The 19,085-nt window shown below is 69.8% G+C and carries 16 protein-coding genes and 1 pseudogene; 6 read left to right on the forward strand and 11 right to left on the reverse strand.

What is annotated here, in order from left to right; all coding sequences use genetic code 11:
• Window positions 1–133: 133 nt before the first annotated feature.
• A complete protein-coding gene (locus MCHT01_RS11380; RefSeq protein ID WP_067065456.1) occupies window positions 134–493 on the reverse strand; it encodes a DUF4148 domain-containing protein in 360 nt (119 codons plus the stop codon).
• Window positions 494–1,037: 544 nt separating this feature from the next.
• Here MCHT01_RS11380 and MCHT01_RS11385 point away from each other — a divergent pair.
• The 4 genes from MCHT01_RS11385 to fdhD all read left to right on the forward strand — a co-directional run bounded on the left by MCHT01_RS11385 (window position 1,038) and on the right by fdhD (window position 6,491).
• Window positions 1,038–2,708, forward strand: a complete 1,671-nt coding sequence (locus MCHT01_RS11385; RefSeq protein ID WP_067065457.1) for an OFA family MFS transporter — start codon at window positions 1,038–1,040, stop codon at window positions 2,706–2,708.
• 186 nt (window positions 2,709–2,894) lie between these two features.
• Window positions 2,895–5,252, forward strand: a complete 2,358-nt coding sequence (locus MCHT01_RS11390; protein WP_067065458.1) for an FdhF/YdeP family oxidoreductase — start codon at window positions 2,895–2,897, stop codon at window positions 5,250–5,252.
• A gap of 22 nt (window positions 5,253–5,274) precedes the next feature.
• On the forward strand, window positions 5,275–5,640 hold the full coding sequence (locus tag MCHT01_RS27385) for a hypothetical protein (protein ID WP_245643230.1): 366 nt from the start codon (window positions 5,275–5,277) through the stop codon (window positions 5,638–5,640).
• Entirely contained in the window at window positions 5,637–6,491 is an 855-nt protein-coding gene (gene fdhD, locus MCHT01_RS25645; RefSeq protein WP_148661498.1) for a formate dehydrogenase accessory sulfurtransferase FdhD, read from the forward strand. The genes MCHT01_RS27385 and fdhD overlap by 4 nt, the downstream gene beginning before the upstream one ends.
• 216 nt (window positions 6,492–6,707) lie before the next feature.
• On the opposite strand, the gene MCHT01_RS11405 is transcribed toward fdhD, so the two are convergent.
• The 7 genes and pseudogenes from MCHT01_RS11405 to MCHT01_RS11435 all read right to left on the reverse strand — a co-directional run bounded on the left by MCHT01_RS11405 (window position 6,708) and on the right by MCHT01_RS11435 (window position 14,364).
• The gene (locus MCHT01_RS11405; RefSeq protein ID WP_218017892.1) at window positions 6,708–7,274 is read right to left on the reverse strand and encodes a hypothetical protein; all 567 of its coding nucleotides are present in this window, start codon (window positions 7,272–7,274) and stop codon (window positions 6,708–6,710) included.
• A gap of 321 nt (window positions 7,275–7,595) precedes the next feature.
• Complete coding sequence (locus MCHT01_RS11410; protein ID WP_067065460.1) at window positions 7,596–8,804, reverse strand: ABC transporter permease; 1,209 nt, start codon at window positions 8,802–8,804, stop codon at window positions 7,596–7,598.
• A gap of 230 nt (window positions 8,805–9,034) precedes the next feature.
• Window positions 9,035–9,973: pseudogene (locus MCHT01_RS11415) on the reverse strand (ABC transporter ATP-binding protein); the annotation flags it as partial.
• The gene (locus MCHT01_RS11420) at window positions 9,970–10,929 is read right to left on the reverse strand and encodes an HlyD family secretion protein (RefSeq protein ID WP_245643232.1); all 960 of its coding nucleotides are present in this window, start codon (window positions 10,927–10,929) and stop codon (window positions 9,970–9,972) included. The pseudogene MCHT01_RS11415 and the gene MCHT01_RS11420, both read right to left, overlap by 4 nt.
• A gap of 304 nt (window positions 10,930–11,233) precedes the next feature.
• On the reverse strand, window positions 11,234–12,562 hold the full coding sequence (locus MCHT01_RS11425) for a TRAP transporter large permease (protein WP_067065462.1): 1,329 nt from the start codon (window positions 12,560–12,562) through the stop codon (window positions 11,234–11,236).
• Complete coding sequence (locus MCHT01_RS11430; RefSeq protein WP_084452543.1) at window positions 12,559–13,209, reverse strand: TRAP transporter small permease; 651 nt, start codon at window positions 13,207–13,209, stop codon at window positions 12,559–12,561. Before MCHT01_RS11430 ends, MCHT01_RS11425 begins: the two co-directional genes overlap by 4 nt.
• Window positions 13,210–13,341: 132 nt before the next feature.
• Entirely contained in the window at window positions 13,342–14,364 is a 1,023-nt protein-coding gene (locus MCHT01_RS11435) for a TRAP transporter substrate-binding protein (protein ID WP_067065464.1), read from the reverse strand.
• A gap of 172 nt (window positions 14,365–14,536) precedes the next feature.
• On the opposite strand from MCHT01_RS11435, the gene MCHT01_RS11440 reads away from it, so the two are divergent.
• A complete protein-coding gene (locus MCHT01_RS11440; protein WP_067065465.1) occupies window positions 14,537–16,543 on the forward strand; it encodes a PAS domain S-box protein in 2,007 nt (668 codons plus the stop codon).
• On the forward strand, window positions 16,540–17,178 hold the full coding sequence (locus MCHT01_RS11445) for a response regulator transcription factor (RefSeq protein WP_067065466.1): 639 nt from the start codon (window positions 16,540–16,542) through the stop codon (window positions 17,176–17,178). The genes MCHT01_RS11440 and MCHT01_RS11445 overlap by 4 nt, the downstream gene beginning before the upstream one ends.
• Here the strand turns inward: MCHT01_RS11445 and MCHT01_RS11450 are convergent.
• The 3 genes from MCHT01_RS11450 to MCHT01_RS11460 all read right to left on the reverse strand — a co-directional run bounded on the left by MCHT01_RS11450 (window position 17,172) and on the right by MCHT01_RS11460 (window position 19,072).
• The gene (locus MCHT01_RS11450) at window positions 17,172–17,465 is read right to left on the reverse strand and encodes an addiction module antidote protein (RefSeq protein WP_067065467.1); all 294 of its coding nucleotides are present in this window, start codon (window positions 17,463–17,465) and stop codon (window positions 17,172–17,174) included. The genes MCHT01_RS11445 and MCHT01_RS11450 overlap by 7 nt on opposite strands.
• Window positions 17,458–17,760, reverse strand: coding sequence for a type II toxin-antitoxin system RelE/ParE family toxin (locus MCHT01_RS11455; RefSeq protein WP_067065468.1), 303 nt, complete (start codon window positions 17,758–17,760; stop codon window positions 17,458–17,460). The genes MCHT01_RS11450 and MCHT01_RS11455 overlap by 8 nt, the downstream gene beginning before the upstream one ends.
• 73 nt (window positions 17,761–17,833) lie before the next feature.
• A complete protein-coding gene (locus MCHT01_RS11460; RefSeq protein WP_067065469.1) occupies window positions 17,834–19,072 on the reverse strand; it encodes a beta-ketoacyl-[acyl-carrier-protein] synthase family protein in 1,239 nt (412 codons plus the stop codon).
• Window positions 19,073–19,085 lie beyond the last annotated feature (13 nt).

Raw genomic sequence — 19,085 nt, forward strand, 5'->3', positions numbered from 1 at the left:
GATCCCGCGGGCAACAAAAAGCCGGACGACCCTGGCGGGTGGTCCGGCGAAACGAAGGCGCTGATGGACGCCTTCGGAGACTTCAGGAGACAGGAGAGATCGGAGAGATTGGCGCCCCGCGGGGCGCCTGTGCTCAGCGGGCCGAGACGGCGGCCGCGTCGCCCTCGCCGGCGGACGTGGCCTTGGCGGTCTTGGCGGCTTCCTGCGCGGCGAAGCGCTGGATCAGGGCGGCGTACTTCGGCGAGGCCTTCAGCTCGGCGTAGCGGCTCTCGGCCTTGGCGCGCTGGGCGGCGTTCAGCGAGAAGTCCTCGGTGCGGTCCACCGCGGCCAGGCCGGACTCACGGTAGATCTCCAGATCGGCCAGCACTTCGGCTCGGGTCTTCTGGCTGGCCGTGATCGGGTCCAGGTGGCTGTAGCTCTGGGCGAAGGCCGGGGCGGCGACGGCGGTCAGGGCAACCAGGGCGGTGGCGATCAGGGTCTTGGCGGTGTTCATGGCGTTTCCTTTCAGCGGTGTCGAGCGTTCGGCTCGGTGTTCGGGGGTGTCCGGGGGTTTCGTTCAGCGGCTTCGTTTGCCGATGGCTGAACAATAGGCATTGACCCGAATCGCATAAATGGCGGTCCGGGCAACGCATCGTTGTGGGCCTCGCAACAATCTCCGACCCTCGCCCCAGGCCCCCGCGCGCAAGGGGTCGAGATCCGTCAATCGCACAAAACCCTCGGTGTTGGGTCGCCTGCCGCCCGGCTTGCCATGACGACCGGCTGTCGGTTTCGTGCGAATGACGTCCGCTTTCCCAACGGGTTTGTCAGGAAACGTCTTTGATTTGCGTCAATATCGCGCCCGCTGACAGCCTCCTGAACCATCTATTGCAAAGCGTCACGCGTAAGCGAGCCCTAACGGCTTGTTCACGGTTGCGCTACCAGAGGGACATGACAGGGGGACGTCGGCCGATCGCGAGACGGGAGGAGGGTTCCGTCCCGCGATCGAAGGACACCGGGCCGCCTGCGGGCGGCCCGTTCAAATTCTTCTGGAGGACTGAATGTCTACTGTGCTGACCGACCCCAGCGTCGGATCCGCCGGCTCGAGCTGGCTGGACAAGGAGCGCACCATCGCCGCTCCCGGCTTCAACCGCTGGCTGGTGCCGCCGAGCGCGCTCGCCATCCACCTGTGCATCGGCATGGCCTACGGCTTCTCGGTGTTCTGGCTGCCGCTGTCCAAGATGCTGCAGACCGCGGGCGCCGGCGCCGCGTGCGCCAAGGACGTGGGCTTCCTCGAGCAGCTGACCACCACCAGCTGCGACTGGAGCGTCGCCACGCTGGGCTGGATGTACACGCTGTTCTTCGTGTTCCTGGGCTGCGCCGCCGCGATCTGGGGCGGCTGGCTGGAACGCGCCGGTCCTCGCAAGGCGGGCCTGGTGTCGGCGCTGTGCTGGTGCGGCGGCATGCTGATCTCCGCGTTCGGCATCCACACCCACCAGTTCTGGATGATGATCCTGGGCTCGGGCGTGATCGGTGGCATCGGCCTGGGGCTGGGCTACATCTCGCCCGTCTCCACGCTGATCAAGTGGTTCCCGGACCGTCGCGGCATGGCGACGGGCATGGCCATCATGGGCTTCGGTGGCGGCGCGATGATCGGCTCCCCGCTGGCGGTGGAACTGATGAAGCGCTTCGCCACCCCGACCGACCCGGGCGTGATGCAGACCTTCGTCGTGATGGCGCTGATCTACTTCGTGTTCATGGTCGCCGGCGCGCTGGGCTACCGCGTGCCCCCGACCGGCTGGAAGCCCGAGGGCTGGACCCCGCCGGCCGCCCAGGCCAACAACGCCATGATCACGCAGCGCCACGTGCACGTGAAGAAGATCTGGGGCATCCCCCAGTTCTGGCTGGTGTGGGTCGTCCTGTGCATGAACGTGACCGCCGGCATCGGCGTGATCGGCATGGCCAGCCCGATGCTGCAGGAGATCTTCGGCGGCGCGCTGATCGGCGTGCAGGCCAAGTACGCCGAGCTGGACAAGACGCAGCTGGCCGCGATCGCCGCGATCGCCGGCGGCTTCACCGCCCTGCTGAGCCTGTTCAACATCGGTGGCCGCTTCGTGTGGGCCTCGCTGTCGGACAAGCTGGGTCGCAAGCTCACCTACACCGTGTTCTTCGTGCTGGGCGGCCTGCTGTACGCCAGCCTGCCGAGCAGCGCGGCCGCGGGCCACAAGCTGGCTTTCGTCGGTGCGGTGTGCCTGATCCTGTCGATGTACGGCGGCGGCTTCGCCACCGTGCCGGCCTATCTGGGTGACCTCTTCGGCACGCAGTTCGTGGGCGCGATCCACGGCCGCCTGCTGACCGCCTGGGCCACCGCCGGCATCCTGGGCCCGGTCGTCGTGAACTACATGCGCGACTACCAGCTGAGCCAGGGCATCCCGCGCGACCAGGTCTACAACCAGACCATGTACATCCTGGTGGGCATCCTGGCGATCGGCTTCATCGCCAACCTGCTGGTGCGTCCGGTGGCCGACAAGCACTTCATGACCGACGCCGAACTGGCCGTCGAGAAGAAGCTGGCCCACGAGAAGGCCGCGGCCTCCGAGGTGGGCAGCGGTCCGGGCGCCGGCAAGGCGACCCCGGTGGCGCTGGTCGTCCTGGCCTGGCTGGCCGTGGGCCTGCCGCTGGCCTGGGGCATCTACAAGACGCTGCTGAGCGTGGCCAAGTTCTTCAACTGATGAAGACCTTCGCGGTACGGCGTTGCCAGTCAGCGCCGATACTGTGACCTTCGATGGCAGGCCTCGGTCTGCCATTCCTTCTTCTAAGCGAGGGGCGGGCCGAGCGCCGGGCCGCCCCAAGCCGGCCCGCCACCCCCACGGGGGGGGGATTCAACGGGCCATGCCCGTTGAATCCGGGGGTAAACCATGAGCGAGCAGAAGATCCATTTCTACAAGGGCCCGGCGGGCGGTTGGGGCGCGCTGAAGAGCGTCGCGAAGCATCTGCAGCAGCAGGGCATCGCGGTGAAGGGCGCCAAGACGCTGCTGTCGGCGAACCAGCCGGACGGCTTCGACTGCCCCGGCTGCGCCTGGCCGGACCGGGATCACCGCTCGACCTTCGAGTTCTGCGAGAACGGCGCCAAGGCCATCGCCGCGGAAGCCACCTCGCACCGCGCCACCGCCGACGTGCTGGGCGGCCACACCGTGACCGAGCTGGCCGGCTGGTCCGATTTCGACCTCGAGAACCTGGGCCGCATCACCGAGCCGCTGGTCTATGAACCCGCCAGCGACCGCTACGTGCCCATCGCCTGGGACGACGCCTTCGAGCTGATCGCCGCGCGCCTGAACGCGCTGAAGGATCCCAACGAGGCGATGTTCTACACCTCGGGCCGCGCGAGCAACGAGGCCGCCTTCCTCTACCAGCTGTTCGTGCGCGAGTTCGGCACCAACAACTTCCCCGACTGCTCGAACATGTGCCACGAGCCGTCCGGCCAGGGCCTGAAGCCGACCATCGGCATCGGCAAGGGCACGGTGACGCTGCACGACTTCGAGCAGGCGGACGCGATCTTCATCTTCGGCCAGAACCCCGGCACGAACCACCCGCGCATGCTGGGCGAGCTGCGCGAGGCCTCCAAGCGCGGCTGCAAGATCGTCAGCTTCAACCCGCTGCGCGAGCGCGGCCTGGAGCGCTTCGCCGATCCGCAGGACAAGCTGGAGATGGCGACGCTGGGCAGCACGCCGATCTCGACCAACTACTTCCAGCTGCGCATCGGCGGCGACATGGCCGTCATGAAGGCGCTGTGCAAGCGCGTCTTCGAGCTGGACGACGCGGCCGTCGCCGCGGGCGGCGAGCGCGTGCTGGACCTGGGCTTCATCGCCGAGCACACGAGCGGCTTCGAGGACTTCGAGGCCAGCATCCGTGCCGAGTCCTGGGACGCGCTGCAAGCCGAGTCCGGTCTGTCGCGCGAGCAGCTCAACGCGGCCGGCGACCTGTACGCGCAGGCCAAGCGCGTGATCATCTGCTGGGGCATGGGCATCACCCAGCATCAGCATTCGGTGGCGACCATCCAGCACATCGCGGCGCTGCTGATGCTGCGCGGCAACCTGGGCCGCGAAGGCGCCGGCGCCTGCCCGGTGCGCGGCCACTCCAACGTGCAGGGCGACCGCACGATGGGCATCTACGAGAAGCCGCCCAAGGCCTTGCTGGACCGTCTGGGCCAGGTCTTCGGCTTCGAGCCGCCGCGCGAGAACGGCTACGGCACGGTCGAGTCCATCCAGGCGATGCTGGATGGGAAGGGCAAGGTCTTCTTCGCGCTGGGCGGCAACTTCGCCGCGGCGACGCCCGACACGGTGGCGACCTGGAAGGCGCTGCGCTCGACCGACCTGACGGTCCACGTGACCACCAAGTTCAACCGCAGCCACACCATCCATGGGAAGGAAGCGCTGGTGCTGCCCTGCCTGGGTCGCACCGAGATCGACATGCAGGCCACCGGTCCGCAGGGCGTGACGGTGGAGGACTCGATGAGCATGGTGCACATCTCCAGCGGCATGAACGCGCCGGCCTCGGAGCACCTGCTGTCCGAGCCAATGATCGTGGCGCGCCTGGCCGCGGCGACGCTCAAGGGCCGCTCCAAGACGCCGTGGCTGTGGCTGGTCGAGGACTACGCGCGCATCCGCGACAAGATCGAAGAGGTCTTCGACGACTTCAAGGGCTTCAACGAGAAGATCAAGCAGCCGGGCGGCTTCCGCCTGCGCAACACGGCGTCGGAGCGGGTCTGGAACACGCCCACCGGCAAGGCCAACTTCATCACCCACGCGCTGCCCACCGACACCCCCTTCCACCTGGCGCAGGCGCGCGCGCAGGAGCACAAGACGGTGGTGTTCAACCTGGCGACGGTGCGGTCGCACGACCAGTACAACACCACGATCTACGGCATGGACGACCGCTACCGCGGTGTCTGGGGCCATCGCCGCGTGGTCTTCATCCACAAGGACGACCTCAAGCAGATCGGCATGAAGGCCGGCCAGTGGGTGGACATCACCAGCGTCTATCCGGACGGCGACACGCGTCGCGCGGAGCAGTTCGTGCTGATCGAGTACGACATCCCGCGCGGCTGCCTGGCCAGCTACTTCCCGGAGACGAATTCGCTGGTGCCGCTGAGCAGCGTGTCCATCGGCGCGGGCACGCCGACGTCCAAGTCCATCCCGGTGGTGCTGACCCTGCGTCCGCAGGACGCGCCGCTGCCGCAGGACCAGGCGCGCTCCATCGCGGGCGCGAACGCCTGAGGCCTGGACCGAGGTCGACCGCATGAGCCGCGACGACGTCCAGGATCCGGCGCCTGAGCGCGAGGGCGTCGCGGCGCATGTCGTCGCGACCGACGCGGGCCTCGACGACGACGTCCCGATGGACGACGGCGACGTGGCGGCGCAGGCGCGGATCGCGCTGGAGACCCTGGCGGAGCTGGACGCCGGCAACGGCGTCTCGCTGCCGCGACTGGCCAAGCGGACCGGCATGCGGGTGAGCGTGCTGCTGCGGCTCTACACGCTGATGAGCGACGCGCGAGTCGGCGCGGAGCAGGGCCCCGGCTGGGTCCGGCTGCACGTCGACGAGGACGGCCGCTGGATCGCGCACATCACGCCGGCCGGCCGCGGCGATGAAGGACCCGCCCCATGACGAGCTGCCCGCTGCCCGGTCCCGAGGACCTGCGTCCCGACGAGGGCGACGCGCCCCTGCCAGCGGCGCTCACCGCGGTGCGGCCGCGGCGGCTCGGCGCCGCGCGCGCGACGGACGAGGAGTTCGTCGCCGAGGAAGTGCCGATCGCGCTCGAGTACAACGGCCTGTCGCACGCGGTGATGCTGGCGACGCCGCTGGACCTGGAGGACTTCGCGCTGGGCTTCTCGCTCACCGAGGGCCTGCTGGCCACGCCGGCCGATCTGCTCGACGTGGAACTGCGCACGCGGCCCAACGGCATTTCGCTGCAGCTGACCGTCACCGCGCGCTGCGAGGCCTTGCTGAAGGAGCGCCGCCGCAGCATGGCCGGCCGCACCGGGTGCGGCCTCTGCGGCACGGACAACCTGGACCAGGTTTTCCGCGTCCCTGATCGGCCGGTTCCGCCGCTGCCGGCGGGCCTGACCTCGGACGAGGTGCTCGTGCCGGCGCTGTCGCGCGCCATGCGCGAGCTGGCCGAGGCGCAGCCGCTGCAGCAGCGCACCGGCGGCATTCACGCCGCCGCCTGGTGCGGGCCGGATGGCGGCGTCACCCTGGTGCGCGAGGACGTGGGGCGCCACAACGCCCTGGACAAGCTGATCGGCGCCATGGCGCGTGCCGGCATCGATGCGTCGGCGGGCTTCGCCGCCGTCACCAGCCGCGCCAGCTTCGAGATGGTGCAGAAGGCCGCGATCGCGGGCATGCCGATGCTCGCGGCGGTTTCCGCGCCGACCCACCTGGCGATCCGCACGGCGCAGTCCTGCGGACTGCGTCTGGCCGGCTTCGTCCGAGAAGGCCGAGCGACCCTCTACGCCTGACGCCGCGAATGGACGGCGTATCGGACAGGCGTGGCCTGCGCCGGCGCCCCGGAATTCGCGAGGGCACGCGGAGCGTGCATCCATGACTGACTTGCCGCCGTCTGTTTGAGCAGAGCGAGCCGAAGGTGAGCGGTGCGAGTTGGCGGCACCTCGCGGGTTCCGGGGCGCCGGCGCAGGCCATGCCTGTCGTGCTCGGTCCCGCGCCGTGACGAGCGTTCAGAACTTGCAGGCCATCCCGAGCTGGGCCGAGATGTCGACCGACGTCGACCCATCGCCCTTGCGATTGAGCTTGGACGGCATCCGGAAGCGTCCCGCGCATTCCGTGGCGTCGAGACCGAGGCCGCGGAGCATCTGCTTGGGTCCTTCCATCCCGATGCTCAGCGCGTGATGCGCGCGCTTGGGCGGCGGGCCGATCTGGGCCCCCTCGCGCGGGAGTTCGATGACCTGGATGTTGGGGCCGGTCCGCAGGGCGAGGGCGTCGGGGGCGTTGTCGCTCGAGCTGGAGCGCCAGGGCTGCATCCGGGCGCGGAGGGCGGCGACCGAGGCCTTGAGCGAGAGCGGCGTGGCGCGAGCCGGGGGAGGCGTCGCGGGGCGACCGTCGAGGCCGAGGGTGTCGCCGGCGGGATTCGCATCGGCGACCGCAGGGGCAGGGGATGCCGAGGGGAGTGGCGACGAGGCGGACAGTGCCGCCGTCTGCCGCGCCGGCTGCACGCTGAGCGCGGCGACCTGGGCGGTCACGGCCTGGGCGACGTCGGGGCCGGGTTGAGCGAAGGCGCAGGGCATCGCGGCGGCGAGGGCGGCCGCGCGGGCCCACACCGACAGCCACGCTCGCGAAGGCGATCGCTCTTGCGCGACGCCTGGCTGTGCCGGGTGTTCCATCGTGGCCTCCAACCTCTTGCGGACCGGCAGTCAAGATGCGCGCCAGGGCTGAAGCGCGGCTGAAGGCAGGGTCAGGGCTTTCCCCCGTGGTCATGGGGGAACCGAGGCGGCGGGGGAGGCTCTGGTGTGGCACGGCCCTCACCCCAGCTCTCTCCCGCGCAGCGGGAGAGGGGGCCGGCAGCGCTCAGGTGTGCTCGCGGCAGGCGCGGCGTTCCCTCGCCCGTTTCAATCCAGCGTCTGCCGATACCTCATGAGCGCGACGGTACCCGCGACCAGCAGGAAGGCCAGCATGGGCCACAGCTCCGGCAGGAGCTGGGACATCGCATTCCCCTTGAGCATGATCCCCCGCACGATGCGCAGGAAGTGCGTCAGCGGCAGCGCCTCCCCGATCGTCTGCGCCCAGCCGGGCATCCCGCGGAACGGGAACATGAAGCCCGAGAGCAGCATCGACGGCAGGAAAAAGAAGAAGGTCATCTGCAGCGCCTGCAGCTGGTTCTTCGCCAGCGTCGAGAAGGTGAACCCCACCGCCAGGTTGGCGAGCATGAACACGCCGATCATCGCCAGCAGCAGCAGGAAGCTCCCCGCCATCGGGATCTGGAACAGCAGCGCCGCCGCGACCAGGATCACACCCAGCTGCACGTAGCCCAGCACGATGTACGGGAGGATCTTTCCGATCATCACCTCCAGGGGCCGCACCGGCGTCGCCAGCAGGTTCTCCATCGTGCCGCGCTCCCGCTCGCGGGTCATCGCCAGGCCGGTGAGCATCACCATGGTCATCGTCAGGATCGTGCCGATCAGGCCCGGGACGATGTTGTAGCGGGACAGGCCCTCCGGGTTGTAGCGCCGATGGATGCGCCATTCGAAGGGCGCGGCGGACGAGCCGGCGTTGGCCGCGACGGGCGCGCCGCTCGCGTCGGCCTGCGCGGCCGCCGCGCCCGCCAGCGCCGCCGACGGCGCCAGCGGTCCGACCAGGTCCCGCCGCAGCGCCTGCGCGCCCAGCTGCGCCAGCGCCGCCAAGGCGTTGCTCGATGCCGAGGGATCGGTCGCGTCGACGCTCACCAGCACCGGCGGCTGCTCGCCGCGCACCACGCGGCGCGTGAAGTCCGGCGGGATCACCAGCAGGAACTGCACCTCGCCGTCCTCCACCAGCGCGTCGCCGTCGCGCTCCGAGGCGGGCCGCGCGACGATCTTGAAGTAGCCGCTCTGTTCCAGGGCGGCGACCAGGCTGCGCGCCATCGCGCCGGTGTCTTGCGTGACCACCGCCGTCGGCAGGCCCTTGGGGTCGGTGTTGATCGCGTAACCGAACAGCATCAGCTGCAGGATGGGTACACCCACCGCCATCGCGAAGGTCGGCCGGTCGCGCAGCATCTGCTGCACCTCCTTGATGAAGATCGCCAGCACACGCGCCAGGCTGAAGCGGGAGGCGGCGCTCATCGCCGATCCCCCTGGCTCGCTCGCCCCGTCGAACTCGAACTCGAACTCGCACTCGAACTCGAACTCGAACTCGAACTCGCACTCGCACTCGCACTCGCACTCGCACTCGCACTCGCACGCGCACTCGCACGCGCACTCGATGTCGACGTCTCGTCCGCGGTCCCGGTCTCGGCAGCACCGGCGCGCGAAGAGTCACCGCTCGGCGCGGCCCCGGTGGTGGCCGGCGCGTCCTCGAAGTTGTCGGGGCTGCGGCTGATCAGGCTGATGAAGACGTCCTCGAGGTTGGCCTCGGTGCGCTCCCAGCGCAGGCCGGGCCGGGACTGGAACTCGGCGATGGCGCGTTCCAGCGCGGCGTCGTCCTGCCCGGCCACATGCAGGCTGTTGCCGAAGGCCGCGACGCTGAGCACGCCGGGCCGGCCGTTGAGCGCGATCGACAGCTCGGTCAGCCGCTGCGGATCGTCCGCATGCAGCGCCCGCACCGCGAGCCCCGCCTGGTCGATGATCTCGCGCTGCGTGCCGCGCGCCAGCAGCTTGCCGTAGGCGATGTAGGCGAGCTCGTGGCAGCGCTCCGCCTCGTCCATGTAATGCGTGGAGACCAGCACCGTGATGCCGTCCGCGGCCAGGCGATGGATCTCGTCCCAGAAGTCGCGCCGCGCCTTGGGATCGACGCCGGCGGTGGGCTCGTCGAGCAGCAGCAGGCGGGGCTCGTGCAGCAGGCACGCGGCCAGCGCCAGACGCTGCTTCCAGCCGCCCGAGAGCGAGCCCGCCAACTGATCCTTGCGTGTCTTGAGCCCGAGCCGGTCCAGCGCCTCGTCCACGCGTCGGGGCCGCTCGTCGAGCTCGAACAGCCGCGCGACGAAGTCCAGGTTCTGACGGATCGACAGGTCCTCGTAAAGCCCGAAACGCTGCGTCATGTAGCCGACCTGCCGCTTGATCTCGCCGGCCCGCTTGCGCATGTCGAGGCCCAGGCAGGTGCCTTCGCCCTCGTCGGGCGTGAGCAGGCCGCAGAGCATGCGGATGGTCGTCGTCTTGCCGCTGCCGTTGGGGCCGAGGAAGCCGCAGATGCGGCCGCGTCCCAGCCGCAGGTCGACGTGGTCGACGACGGTCCGCGGACCGTAGCGCTTGGTCAGGCCGCGCACGTCGATGGCGAGCTCGCCGTCGTCGCTCATGAGCCGGACACCGCTTCCGCCCGCCGCACCTCCAGCGGCTGCCCGGGATGCAGGCGCGTCGCCTGCGCGGGGTCGGGTCTTGCCTCGACCAGGAAGACCAGCCGGCTGCGCTGGCTGTTGGAGTAGATGACCGGGGGCGTGTACTCCGGCTGCGGCGAGATGTAGCTCACCGTCGCCGCGATCGGCGCGCCGCAGCCGTCGCAGCGCAGCTGGACGGCCTGGCCCTGGCGCAGCGAGGCCAGCTCCGCTTCCGGCACGTAGAAGCGCGCCTTGCGCTGCGAGGGCGGCAGCAGCGAGACCACCGGCTGGCCGGCGTTCACGTACTCGCCGACGCGATAGAAGGTGTCGTTGACCAGGCCGGCGGCGGGTGCGTTCTGGCGCGTCTGCGACTCGCGCCAACGCTGCTGGTCGAGCGCGGCGGAGGCCGCCTCGGTGGTCGCGCGCGCCGCGGCCTGCGCGTCGCTGCGGGCCGGGAGCTCGGCGACGCGCAGCGCCGATTCGAGCTCATGCACCCGCTGCCGGGCCTGCGCCGCCGCGCTGCGGGCGTCGTCCAGCTGGGCGGGGGAGATGAAGCCCTGATCGATCAGCTTCTGCTGCCGGATCAGGTCCGCGTCGGCAAGCGCCGATTGCGCGCGGGCCTGGCCCAGTTGGGCGCGGCTCACGGCGATCTCGTCGGGGCGGCGGCCCTTGCTGGCGTCGGCCTGCGAGGCGCTGGCGGCGGCGAGCTGCGCCTCGGCCTGCGCCCGGGCCGCGCGGGTGGGGACGACGTCGACGCTGAACAGCGCCGCGCCGGCCTGGACCGTGTCGCCGCGCTGGACCTCCAGCGCCATCAGCTGGCCCGCGACCGGCGACGCGACGTAGACCGGATCGCCCTCCGCATAGCCGGACCAGGCGTCCGGCGGCTTGTCGCCGCAGGCGGCGAGCAGGAGCGCGGGCAGGATCAGCGCGAGGGGCATGCGCCGCGGCGCTCGCGGCATCGGCCCGCGTGTCGGGCACGACGGACTCGGTGAGAGTGGTGAGCGACGTGGGGACCCAGCCTGCGGCCGGATGGGCGGGAGCGACGGGATCCTCGGCATCGACGCGATCTCCGGCAAGGGGGATGCCGGCGATTATTGCCCTGGGGCCGGATCGACGCGCGAGGCCTGGGCGGGAAGCGTCAAGCCGGAAGCACGAAGGCCCCGGCGGGTGAGCGCGCGGGGCCTTCGGGGCCTCATGGGCGATCCGCGCGGACGCGGATCGCGAGGGCAGGGCGGGGCCGGGTCAGGCCACCAGTCCCAGCAGCCTCGGCAGCGCCAGCGACAGCGCCGGCCAGTAGGTGACGACCAGCAGGAAGCCCAGCATCGTCAGCAGCCAGGGCCACACGGCGACCGTGAGCTCGGTGATCCCCATCTTCGTGATCCCGGAGGCCACGTACAGGTTCAAGCCCACCGGCGGATGGCACAGGCCCACTTCCATGTTCACGGCCATCAGGATGCCCAGGTGCACCGGGTCCACGCCCAGCTTGGCGGCGACCGGGAACAGGATGGGCGCCATGATCAGCACGATCGCGGCCGGGTCCATGAAGTTGCCCGCGCCCAGCAGGATCAGGTTGACCAGCAGCAGGAAGACGATCAGGCCGAAGCCCTGCGCCGACATCCACGCCGCCATCGTCTGCGGGATCTGCTCCGAGGCCATCAGGAAGCTGAACAGCACCGCGTTCGTGATGATGTACAGCAGCATCGAGCTCATCGCCGCCGCCTTCAGCAGCACTTTGGGCACGTCCTTCAGGCTCATGTCCTTGTAGACGAACACCGAGATGATGAAGGCGTAGACCGCGGCCACGGCGGCCGCTTCCGTCGGCGTGAACTTGCCGCTGTAGATGCCGCCGATGACGACGACGATCAGCATCAGGCCCCAGAAGCTGTCGCGGAAGGCCTTGAAGCGCTCGCCCCAGGTGGCCTTGACCATGCGCGGGTAGTCGTACTTCTTGGCGCGGTACCAGGTCGTGAGACCCAGCAGCAGCGACAGGCACACGCCCGGCACCACGCCGGCCATGAACAGCTGGCCGACCGAGGCCGTGCCCACGACTTCGCCGTTCGGTCCGGTGGCGGACATGCCGGCTGTCGCGATCGAGAACATCACCAGGTTGATCGACGGCGGGAACAGGATGCCCAGCGCGCCCGAGGTCGTGATCACGCCGGCCCCGAACTGCTTCGGATAGCCCTGCTTGGTCATGGCCGGCAGGATGATCGAGCCGACCGCCACCACCGTGGCCACCGACGAGCCCGAGATCGCCGCGAACATCGCGCAGGCCAGCACGCCGGCCAGGCCCAGGCCGCCGTACCAGTGGCCGATCATGGTCGTGGCGAAGTGGATGATCCGTCTGGCCACCCCCCCGTGGGTGAGGAAGTTGCCCGCCAGGATGAAGAACGGGACGGCCATGATCTCGAACTTCTCGATGCCGGTGAACAGCTTGAGCGCGACCGATTCGATCGGCACGTTCGTCATCGTGAAGAGGTAGGTCAGGACCGTCAGGCCCAGCGAGATCGAGATCGGCATGCCGGTGAGCATCAGCACCACCAGCAGAGAGAAGATGATCAGGGTGTTCATGCGCGATCTCCCTTCGACGTCTTCGCGGCTTCCTCGGCCGTCTTGGCCGAGCCGATCGCCGCGGCGTCGTCCTCGATGCCCTCGACGTGGCCGTGGTCGGCGTGCGGCGCCTCACCGGTGCGGATGAAGTGCCAGCACACCTGCAGGAAGCGGAAGCACATCAGGTAGGAACCCAGCGGCACGCAGGAGTAGGCGATCCAGGTCGGGATCTCCAGGTCCGGCGAGGTCGGGCCCTCGAAGAGGTCGGGGTTGTCGATGCCGAAGGCATGCGTGAAGGCGTAGTGGGCGCCGTTCTCCCAGACGAAGGTGGCGCCCAGCGTGCCGATGGTGGCGGTGAACAGCGCGCCCGCGAGCAGGCTGAAGATCACCAGGTACTTGGCATGCTCGGGCTTGAGCTTGCGCACCAGCACGTCCACGCCCACGTGGGTGCCGGCCCGCACGCCGTAGGCGGCGCCGAACTTGGCCATCCACACGAACATGTAGATGCACAGCTCCTGCGCCCAGCTCACGTCGATGCGGATGATCAGGTCCTGCAGATGCGGCACGCCCGCCAGGAAGCGGTGCAGGACGGCCATCGCGATCACCAGCGTCGCGGCGCCCATGAGGAAAGCGATCAGGCTTTCCTCCAATCGATCGAGCCATCTCAGGGACATGGCGATCTCCTCGGGGAAGAGTCCGGCCCAGCGGCCGGACGAAAGAAATGCCGCGCCGCCGGAGGACAGCGCGGCATGGAAGGTCGCCGGGAGGACTGGCGACGGCTCAGGAAAACAGCGCGGGGCTTACTTGGTCGGCGGGACGAAGCCGGCGGCCTTGTAGGCGGCCTCGACGGTGCCCTTGCCGACACGGCCTTCCATCTCCTTGTGGACCGGCATCAGCGCCAGCTTCCACTCGTTCACTTCCGCCGGGGTCAGCGTGTAGATGGTGGTCTTGCCGCTGGCCTTGATCTTCTCCAGCGCCTGCTGGTTCTCGGTCTGCGCGATCGCGTTGGCGTAGGTGGTGGCGTCCTTGACGCTGCTGTCCACCACGGCCTTCAGGTCGGCGGGCAGGCCGTCATAGAACTTCTTGTTGATGATCAGCGTGTAGGCCAGGTGGCCGTGGTTGCTGATGGTGGTGTGCTTCTGCACCTCGTAGGTCTTCTGGGTGTAGAAGTTGGAGGGCACGCCCTCGGTCCCGTCCACCACGCCCGACTGCAGGGCCTGGTACAGCTCGGAGAAGGCCATCACCTGCGGGATCGCGCCCAGCGCGCGCATCTGCGCGTCCAGCACCTTGGAGGACTGGATGCGCATCTTCAGGCCCTTGAAGTCCGCCACGTGGTGCAGCGGCTTGTTGGCGCTCATGATGTGGAAGCCGTTGTCCCAGAAGGCCAGGCCCTTGATGCCCTTGGGCTCGAGCTTCTTGAACAGCTCCATGCCCAGGGTGTTGGTCGTGTTGCGGAAGGACGCGTCGTCCTTGAACAGGAAGGGCAGGTCGAAGACCTCGAACTCCTTCACGCCCAGCGGGCCGAACTTGGCCAGCGACGGGGCCAGCATCTGCACCGAGCCCAGTTGCAGGGCCTCCAGCTCTTCCTTGTCCTTGTAGAGCTGGCTGTTGGGGTAGACCTCGACCTTCAGGCGGCCCTTGCTGCGCTCTTCCGCCAGCTCCTTGAAGCGCTGCGCGCCCTTGCCCTTGGGGGTGTCGGGGGCGACGACGTGGCTCAGCTTGATCACGATCGGCGCCTGGGCGAACGACGCGCCGGCGGCGGTCAGGCCGGCAACGGCCAGCGCGGCGGACAGCAGCAGGCGGCGGGGGAAGCGGACGGACATGGAGGTCTCCTGGTGTTCTTGGATGCGCCGGGATTCGGGGCATCCTGGATGGGGACGGATTGTGGAAATCGGCCCCTGGCGCGGCCAGTTGTGGACTTCCACATTGGGGAAAAGCGAAACGCCCGCGCCCGCGCACAGGCGTGCGAGGGGCGCAGCGCCTAGACTGCCGGCCATGGCCGTTCCCCGTCCGGTGCTCCACCGATTTCTCCACCTGCTCAAGCGCGCCAGCTGGGCCCTGCCCCTGGTGCTGGCGCTGGCCTTCGCCGCGTCGGTGGGGGTGTGGCTGCGCCTGACCGACCAGGCCGACATGGAGGAGGAGCGGCTGACGCTGATCGCCGACTCGCTCTCGCTGGAGGCGCGCATCTCCGACTGGCTCAACGCCGAGCACGCGGCGGTGGACCGCCTCGCGCAGCAGCTGCCGGGCAACGTGGACGACAACACCCTGCTGCGCCACCAGACGGTGACCGACGGGCTGCGCCGGCTGTGGGTCAGCGTGACCGTGCTGGACGCCAACAACCGCGTGCTGGCCCATGTGCCGCAGCAGTCGCCGCACACGACGGCGCCCCCGCGGGAACGCACCGGCGTGAGCCTGGACGAGGGCGGCCTCACCGCGCACTGGAGCGCCCCGCGGCCGCAGGGCGGCCGGCTGGTGGTGCGCTTCGCGCCGAGCGCGCTGCTGCGGCAGACCTTGCCCTGGTGGCTGGCGCAGAAGTACGACGTGCGCCTGGTCGACGCGCTGGGCCAGCGCCTGGCGCAGAACGGCGAGCCGCAGCAGCTGCCCGGCACGCAGAGCTACAAGGTCAGCGTCGATCCGGCGATGCGCGAGACCTGGCTCGAGCTCAACACCCGCAACCGCCACACGCCCTGGTGGCACACGCTGGCGGCGGCGCTGATGGGCGTGTTCATCCTGCTGTCGGCGCTGGCCAGCGGCATGCTGCGCCGGCAGATGCGCGAGGTGCGCCGCGCCGAGAACGAGGCCCGCACCGAGGCCGCCTGGCGCCGCGCGGTGGAGGACTCCCTCACCGTGGGCCTGCGCGGCCGCGACCTGGACGGCCGGCTCACCCACGTGAACCGCGCCTTCTGCGACCTGGTGGGCTACAGCGCCGACGAGTTGCTCGGTCGCCTGCCGCCGATGCCGTACTGGCTGCCCGACGAGATGGAGGACAGCCTGCGCCGGCACCGCCGCAACATGGCCGGCGGCGCGCCGCGCGACGGCTACGAGGCGCGCTGGATGCATGCCGACGGGCACACGCTGGACGTGATGATCCTGGAGTCCCCGCTGGTGGACGCCTCGGGCAACCAGATCGGCTGGATGGGGTCCATCGTCGACATCAGCGCGCGCAAGCAGGCCGAGGAGCGCGAACGCCGCCGCACCGAGGCGCTCGCCCATCAGGCGCGCCTGAGCACGCTGGGCGAGGTGGCCTCGGCGCTGGCGCATCAGCTCAACCAGCCGCTGGCCGCGATCGCCGGCTACAACGCCGGGGCGATCCGCTCGCTGGAGCGCAGCGGGCAGGCGGACGAGATCGTGATGGGCGCGCTCAAGCGCCTGGGCGAGCAGGCGATGGAGGCGGGCCGCATCGTGCAGCGCATCCGCGCCTTCCTGACGCGGCGCGCGCCGCAGCCCGAGCGCTGCGCGGTGCCGGAGCTGGTGGGGCGGGTGCTGGCGCTGCTCAAGCGGGATCTGCGCGGCGTGCCGGTGGAGGTCGTGATGCCGCCGGACCTGCCCGAGGTGCAGGCCGACGCGGTGCTGATCGAGCAGGTGCTGATCAACCTGATCCGCAACGCGCTGGACGAGCTGCATGGCCGCGCCGACGCGCGGCTGCGGATCGCGGGGCTGCGCGTGGGCGAGCGCTTCGTGCGCGTGGACGTCGACGACAACGGCCCGGGCCTGCAGGGGCGCGGCATCGATCAGCTGACGACCGCCTTCTATTCGACCAAGGCCGAAGGCATGGGGATGGGGCTGGCGATCTGCCGGTCGGTGGTGGAGGCGCACCACGGCGGCATGGAAGCCGGCGTCGGCGCGCTGGGCGGCGCGAGGATGAGCTTCACGCTGCCGCTGTGCGCGCCCCGGCCGACGCCCTGTCCGGAGGTCCCGGCAACGACGACGACCACGTCGACCACGCTGACGACGGAGGCGCCGATGCCGCGCCTCAGCGGGAACAAGGAGAGCGAACGATGAGCGACCCCCAGGCGACGGTCCATCTGGTGGACGACGAGGCGGCGGTGCTGGACGCGCTGGCCTTCCTGATGCGCTCGCACGGCTTGCGGGTGGAGACGCACGCGAGCGGCCCCGCGCTGCTCCAGGCGATCGAGCAGGAGTTCGAGCCGCACGGCTGCATCGTGCTGGACGTGCGGATGGAGCCGCTGTCGGGCCTGCAGGTGCATGACGAGCTGATCGCGCGCGGCATCCCGATGCCGGTGATCTTCCTGACCGGCCATGGCGACATCCCCATGGCGGTGGACGCGATGCAGAAGGGCGCGATCGATTTCGTCGAGAAGCCGTTCAACGACCAGGCATTGGTGAACAAGGTGCAGCGCGCGCTGGCGCTGGACGTGCATCGGCAGCGCGAGGCGCGCGCGCATGCGGACGCCTCGGGCAAGCTCGCGACGCTGACGGACCGGGAGCGCGAGGTCGCGCTGCTGGTCGCGGCGGGCAAGCTCAACAAGCAGGTCGCCGACGAGCTCGGCATCGCGATCCGCACGGTGGAGGTCCACCGCGCCCGCGCGTTCACCAAGCTGGGCCTGCGCTCCGCCGCGGAGCTGGCGACCCTGCTGGAACGCTTCGAGCTGAAAAGGGAGAAGGGCGCTCAGTGAGCGGTGGCAGGTCTTGCGGTGAGCTCGATGCCGAGTGCATTCAGGACCGTCAGCAACGTGCGGAGCGTCGGATTCCCCTTCTCGCTGAACGAGCGGTAAAGGTGTTCACGGGAAAGCCCCGTCTGCTCGGCAACCTGCGTCATGCCCTTGGCACGCGCGACCATTCCCAATGCGAAGGCGATGTAGCCGGCATCATTGGTTTCGAAGGCATCCGCCATGAAGATCGCGATCGACTCGTCGGAGGTCAACATCTCCGCCGGGTCATAGGTGCGTACCTTCTCAGCCATCTTGAAACTCCCCTTTCGCGAGTTGAATCGCGGTACGTATGTCCGAGTCCTGTGAGGACTTGTCCCCGCCGCACAGCAGCAGGATCAATGTCTCGGCACGTCTGACGTAGTAGAGGCGATACCCCGGACCGTGGTGAATTCGTAGCTCGCGAACGCCGCCACCAACAGCCTTGTCGTCACCGATGAGGCCGTAGCTGAGTCTCGCGATGCGCGCGTTGATCCGGTTCGCCGCCTCAAGGTCCTTGAGACGGCGAAGCCACTTCTCGAACGTGCGGGTGGCCTGGACGGTGATCACCCGTTCACTGTAGTTTAGAAGCTACGAGTGATCTTTTCCAGCGAGAAGGGTTTGGTGGCGCGCTTGAGATTTCTCAAGGTGCCTGTAGTACCAGCGACACGTTGCTCCCGCCGAAGGCGAAGGAGTTGCTGACGATGGCCTTCGAGCGGTCGAAGTCGCGGGTCTCGCGGATCACGTCGGCCACTTCCTCCAGCACGCTGCTGCGGATGTTGGCGCTCGCCGGCAGCTTGCCGCGGCGCAGCGCCTGCACGCAGGCCACCAGTTCCAGCGCGCCACCGGCCCCGATCAGGTGACCGTGCAGCGCCTTGGTCGCGCTCACCGGCACGCCGCGCTGGCCGAAGACCCGCATCAGCGATTCGCACTCCACGGTGTCGCCGACATCGGTCGCCGTCCCGTGCGCGTTCACGTAGCCCACTTGCGCCGGTTCGATCCCGGCGTCCTTCAGCGCGGCGCGCAGCGCGCGTTCCTGGCCGTCGGCGTCGGGCCGCGACAGGTGCACCGCGTCGACGCTATGTCCGTAGCCGGCCAGCACGGCAAGCGCCGTGGCGCCGCGTGCGCGGGCGTGGGACGCCGTCTCCAGCACCAGCGCCGCCGCGCCCTCGCCCAGCACCAGGCCCTTGCGCGCATCGTCGAAGGGCCGGCAGCTGCGCGACGCGTCGTCCGCGTCCGCCGCCGCCATCACGCCCATCGACTGCCACGCGGCCACCGAGCCCGGGTTCAGCATCGCTTCCGAGCCGCCCACCAGCACCACGTCCGCGCGGCCCTGGCGCATCAGCATCAGCGCCTCGCCGATCGCCTGCGCCGAGGAGGCGCACGCGTTGGAGATCGTCAGCATCGCCGCCTTGAGCCCGTACTTCATCGCCAGGTGCGACGCGGCCGAGTTGGCCATCACCCGCACCACCGTGTACGGGTGGATGCGCGGCACCTCCTTGACGAGGTGCTCCGTGTAGGACTGCTGCAGCGAGTTGGAACCGCCCAGACCGGTGCCCCAGGCCACGGCCGCGCGCTCCGGCGTCGCCGCCGTGTCGGGCAGGCCCGCATGGGTCCAGGCCTCGCGCGCCGCATGCAGCGCCATCAGGCTGTGCCGGTCGTGCAGGTTGCGCTGCGCGGGCGGCATCTCCTGGCCCAGGGCCAGCGTCACCGCGGCGGCCGCGAAGGGCGGCACGCCCCGCGTCGGCTCGCCCGGCTGCAGCGCGATGCCGGAGCGGCCCTGCTCCAGCGCGTCCGCGAGCGCATCCGCGTCCGGGCCGAGCGCGCTGCACGCGCCGATGCCGGTGATCCATATCGCTTCCGAACGGGCGTCCGCGCTCATCGGCGATCCCGCC

Origin of the sequence: Mitsuaria chitosanitabida ATCC BAA-476 = NBRC 102408 (genome assembly GCF_001598255.1) — a bacterium.
Classification (GTDB): Bacteria; Pseudomonadota; Gammaproteobacteria; order Burkholderiales; family Burkholderiaceae_C; genus Roseateles; species Roseateles chitosanitabidus.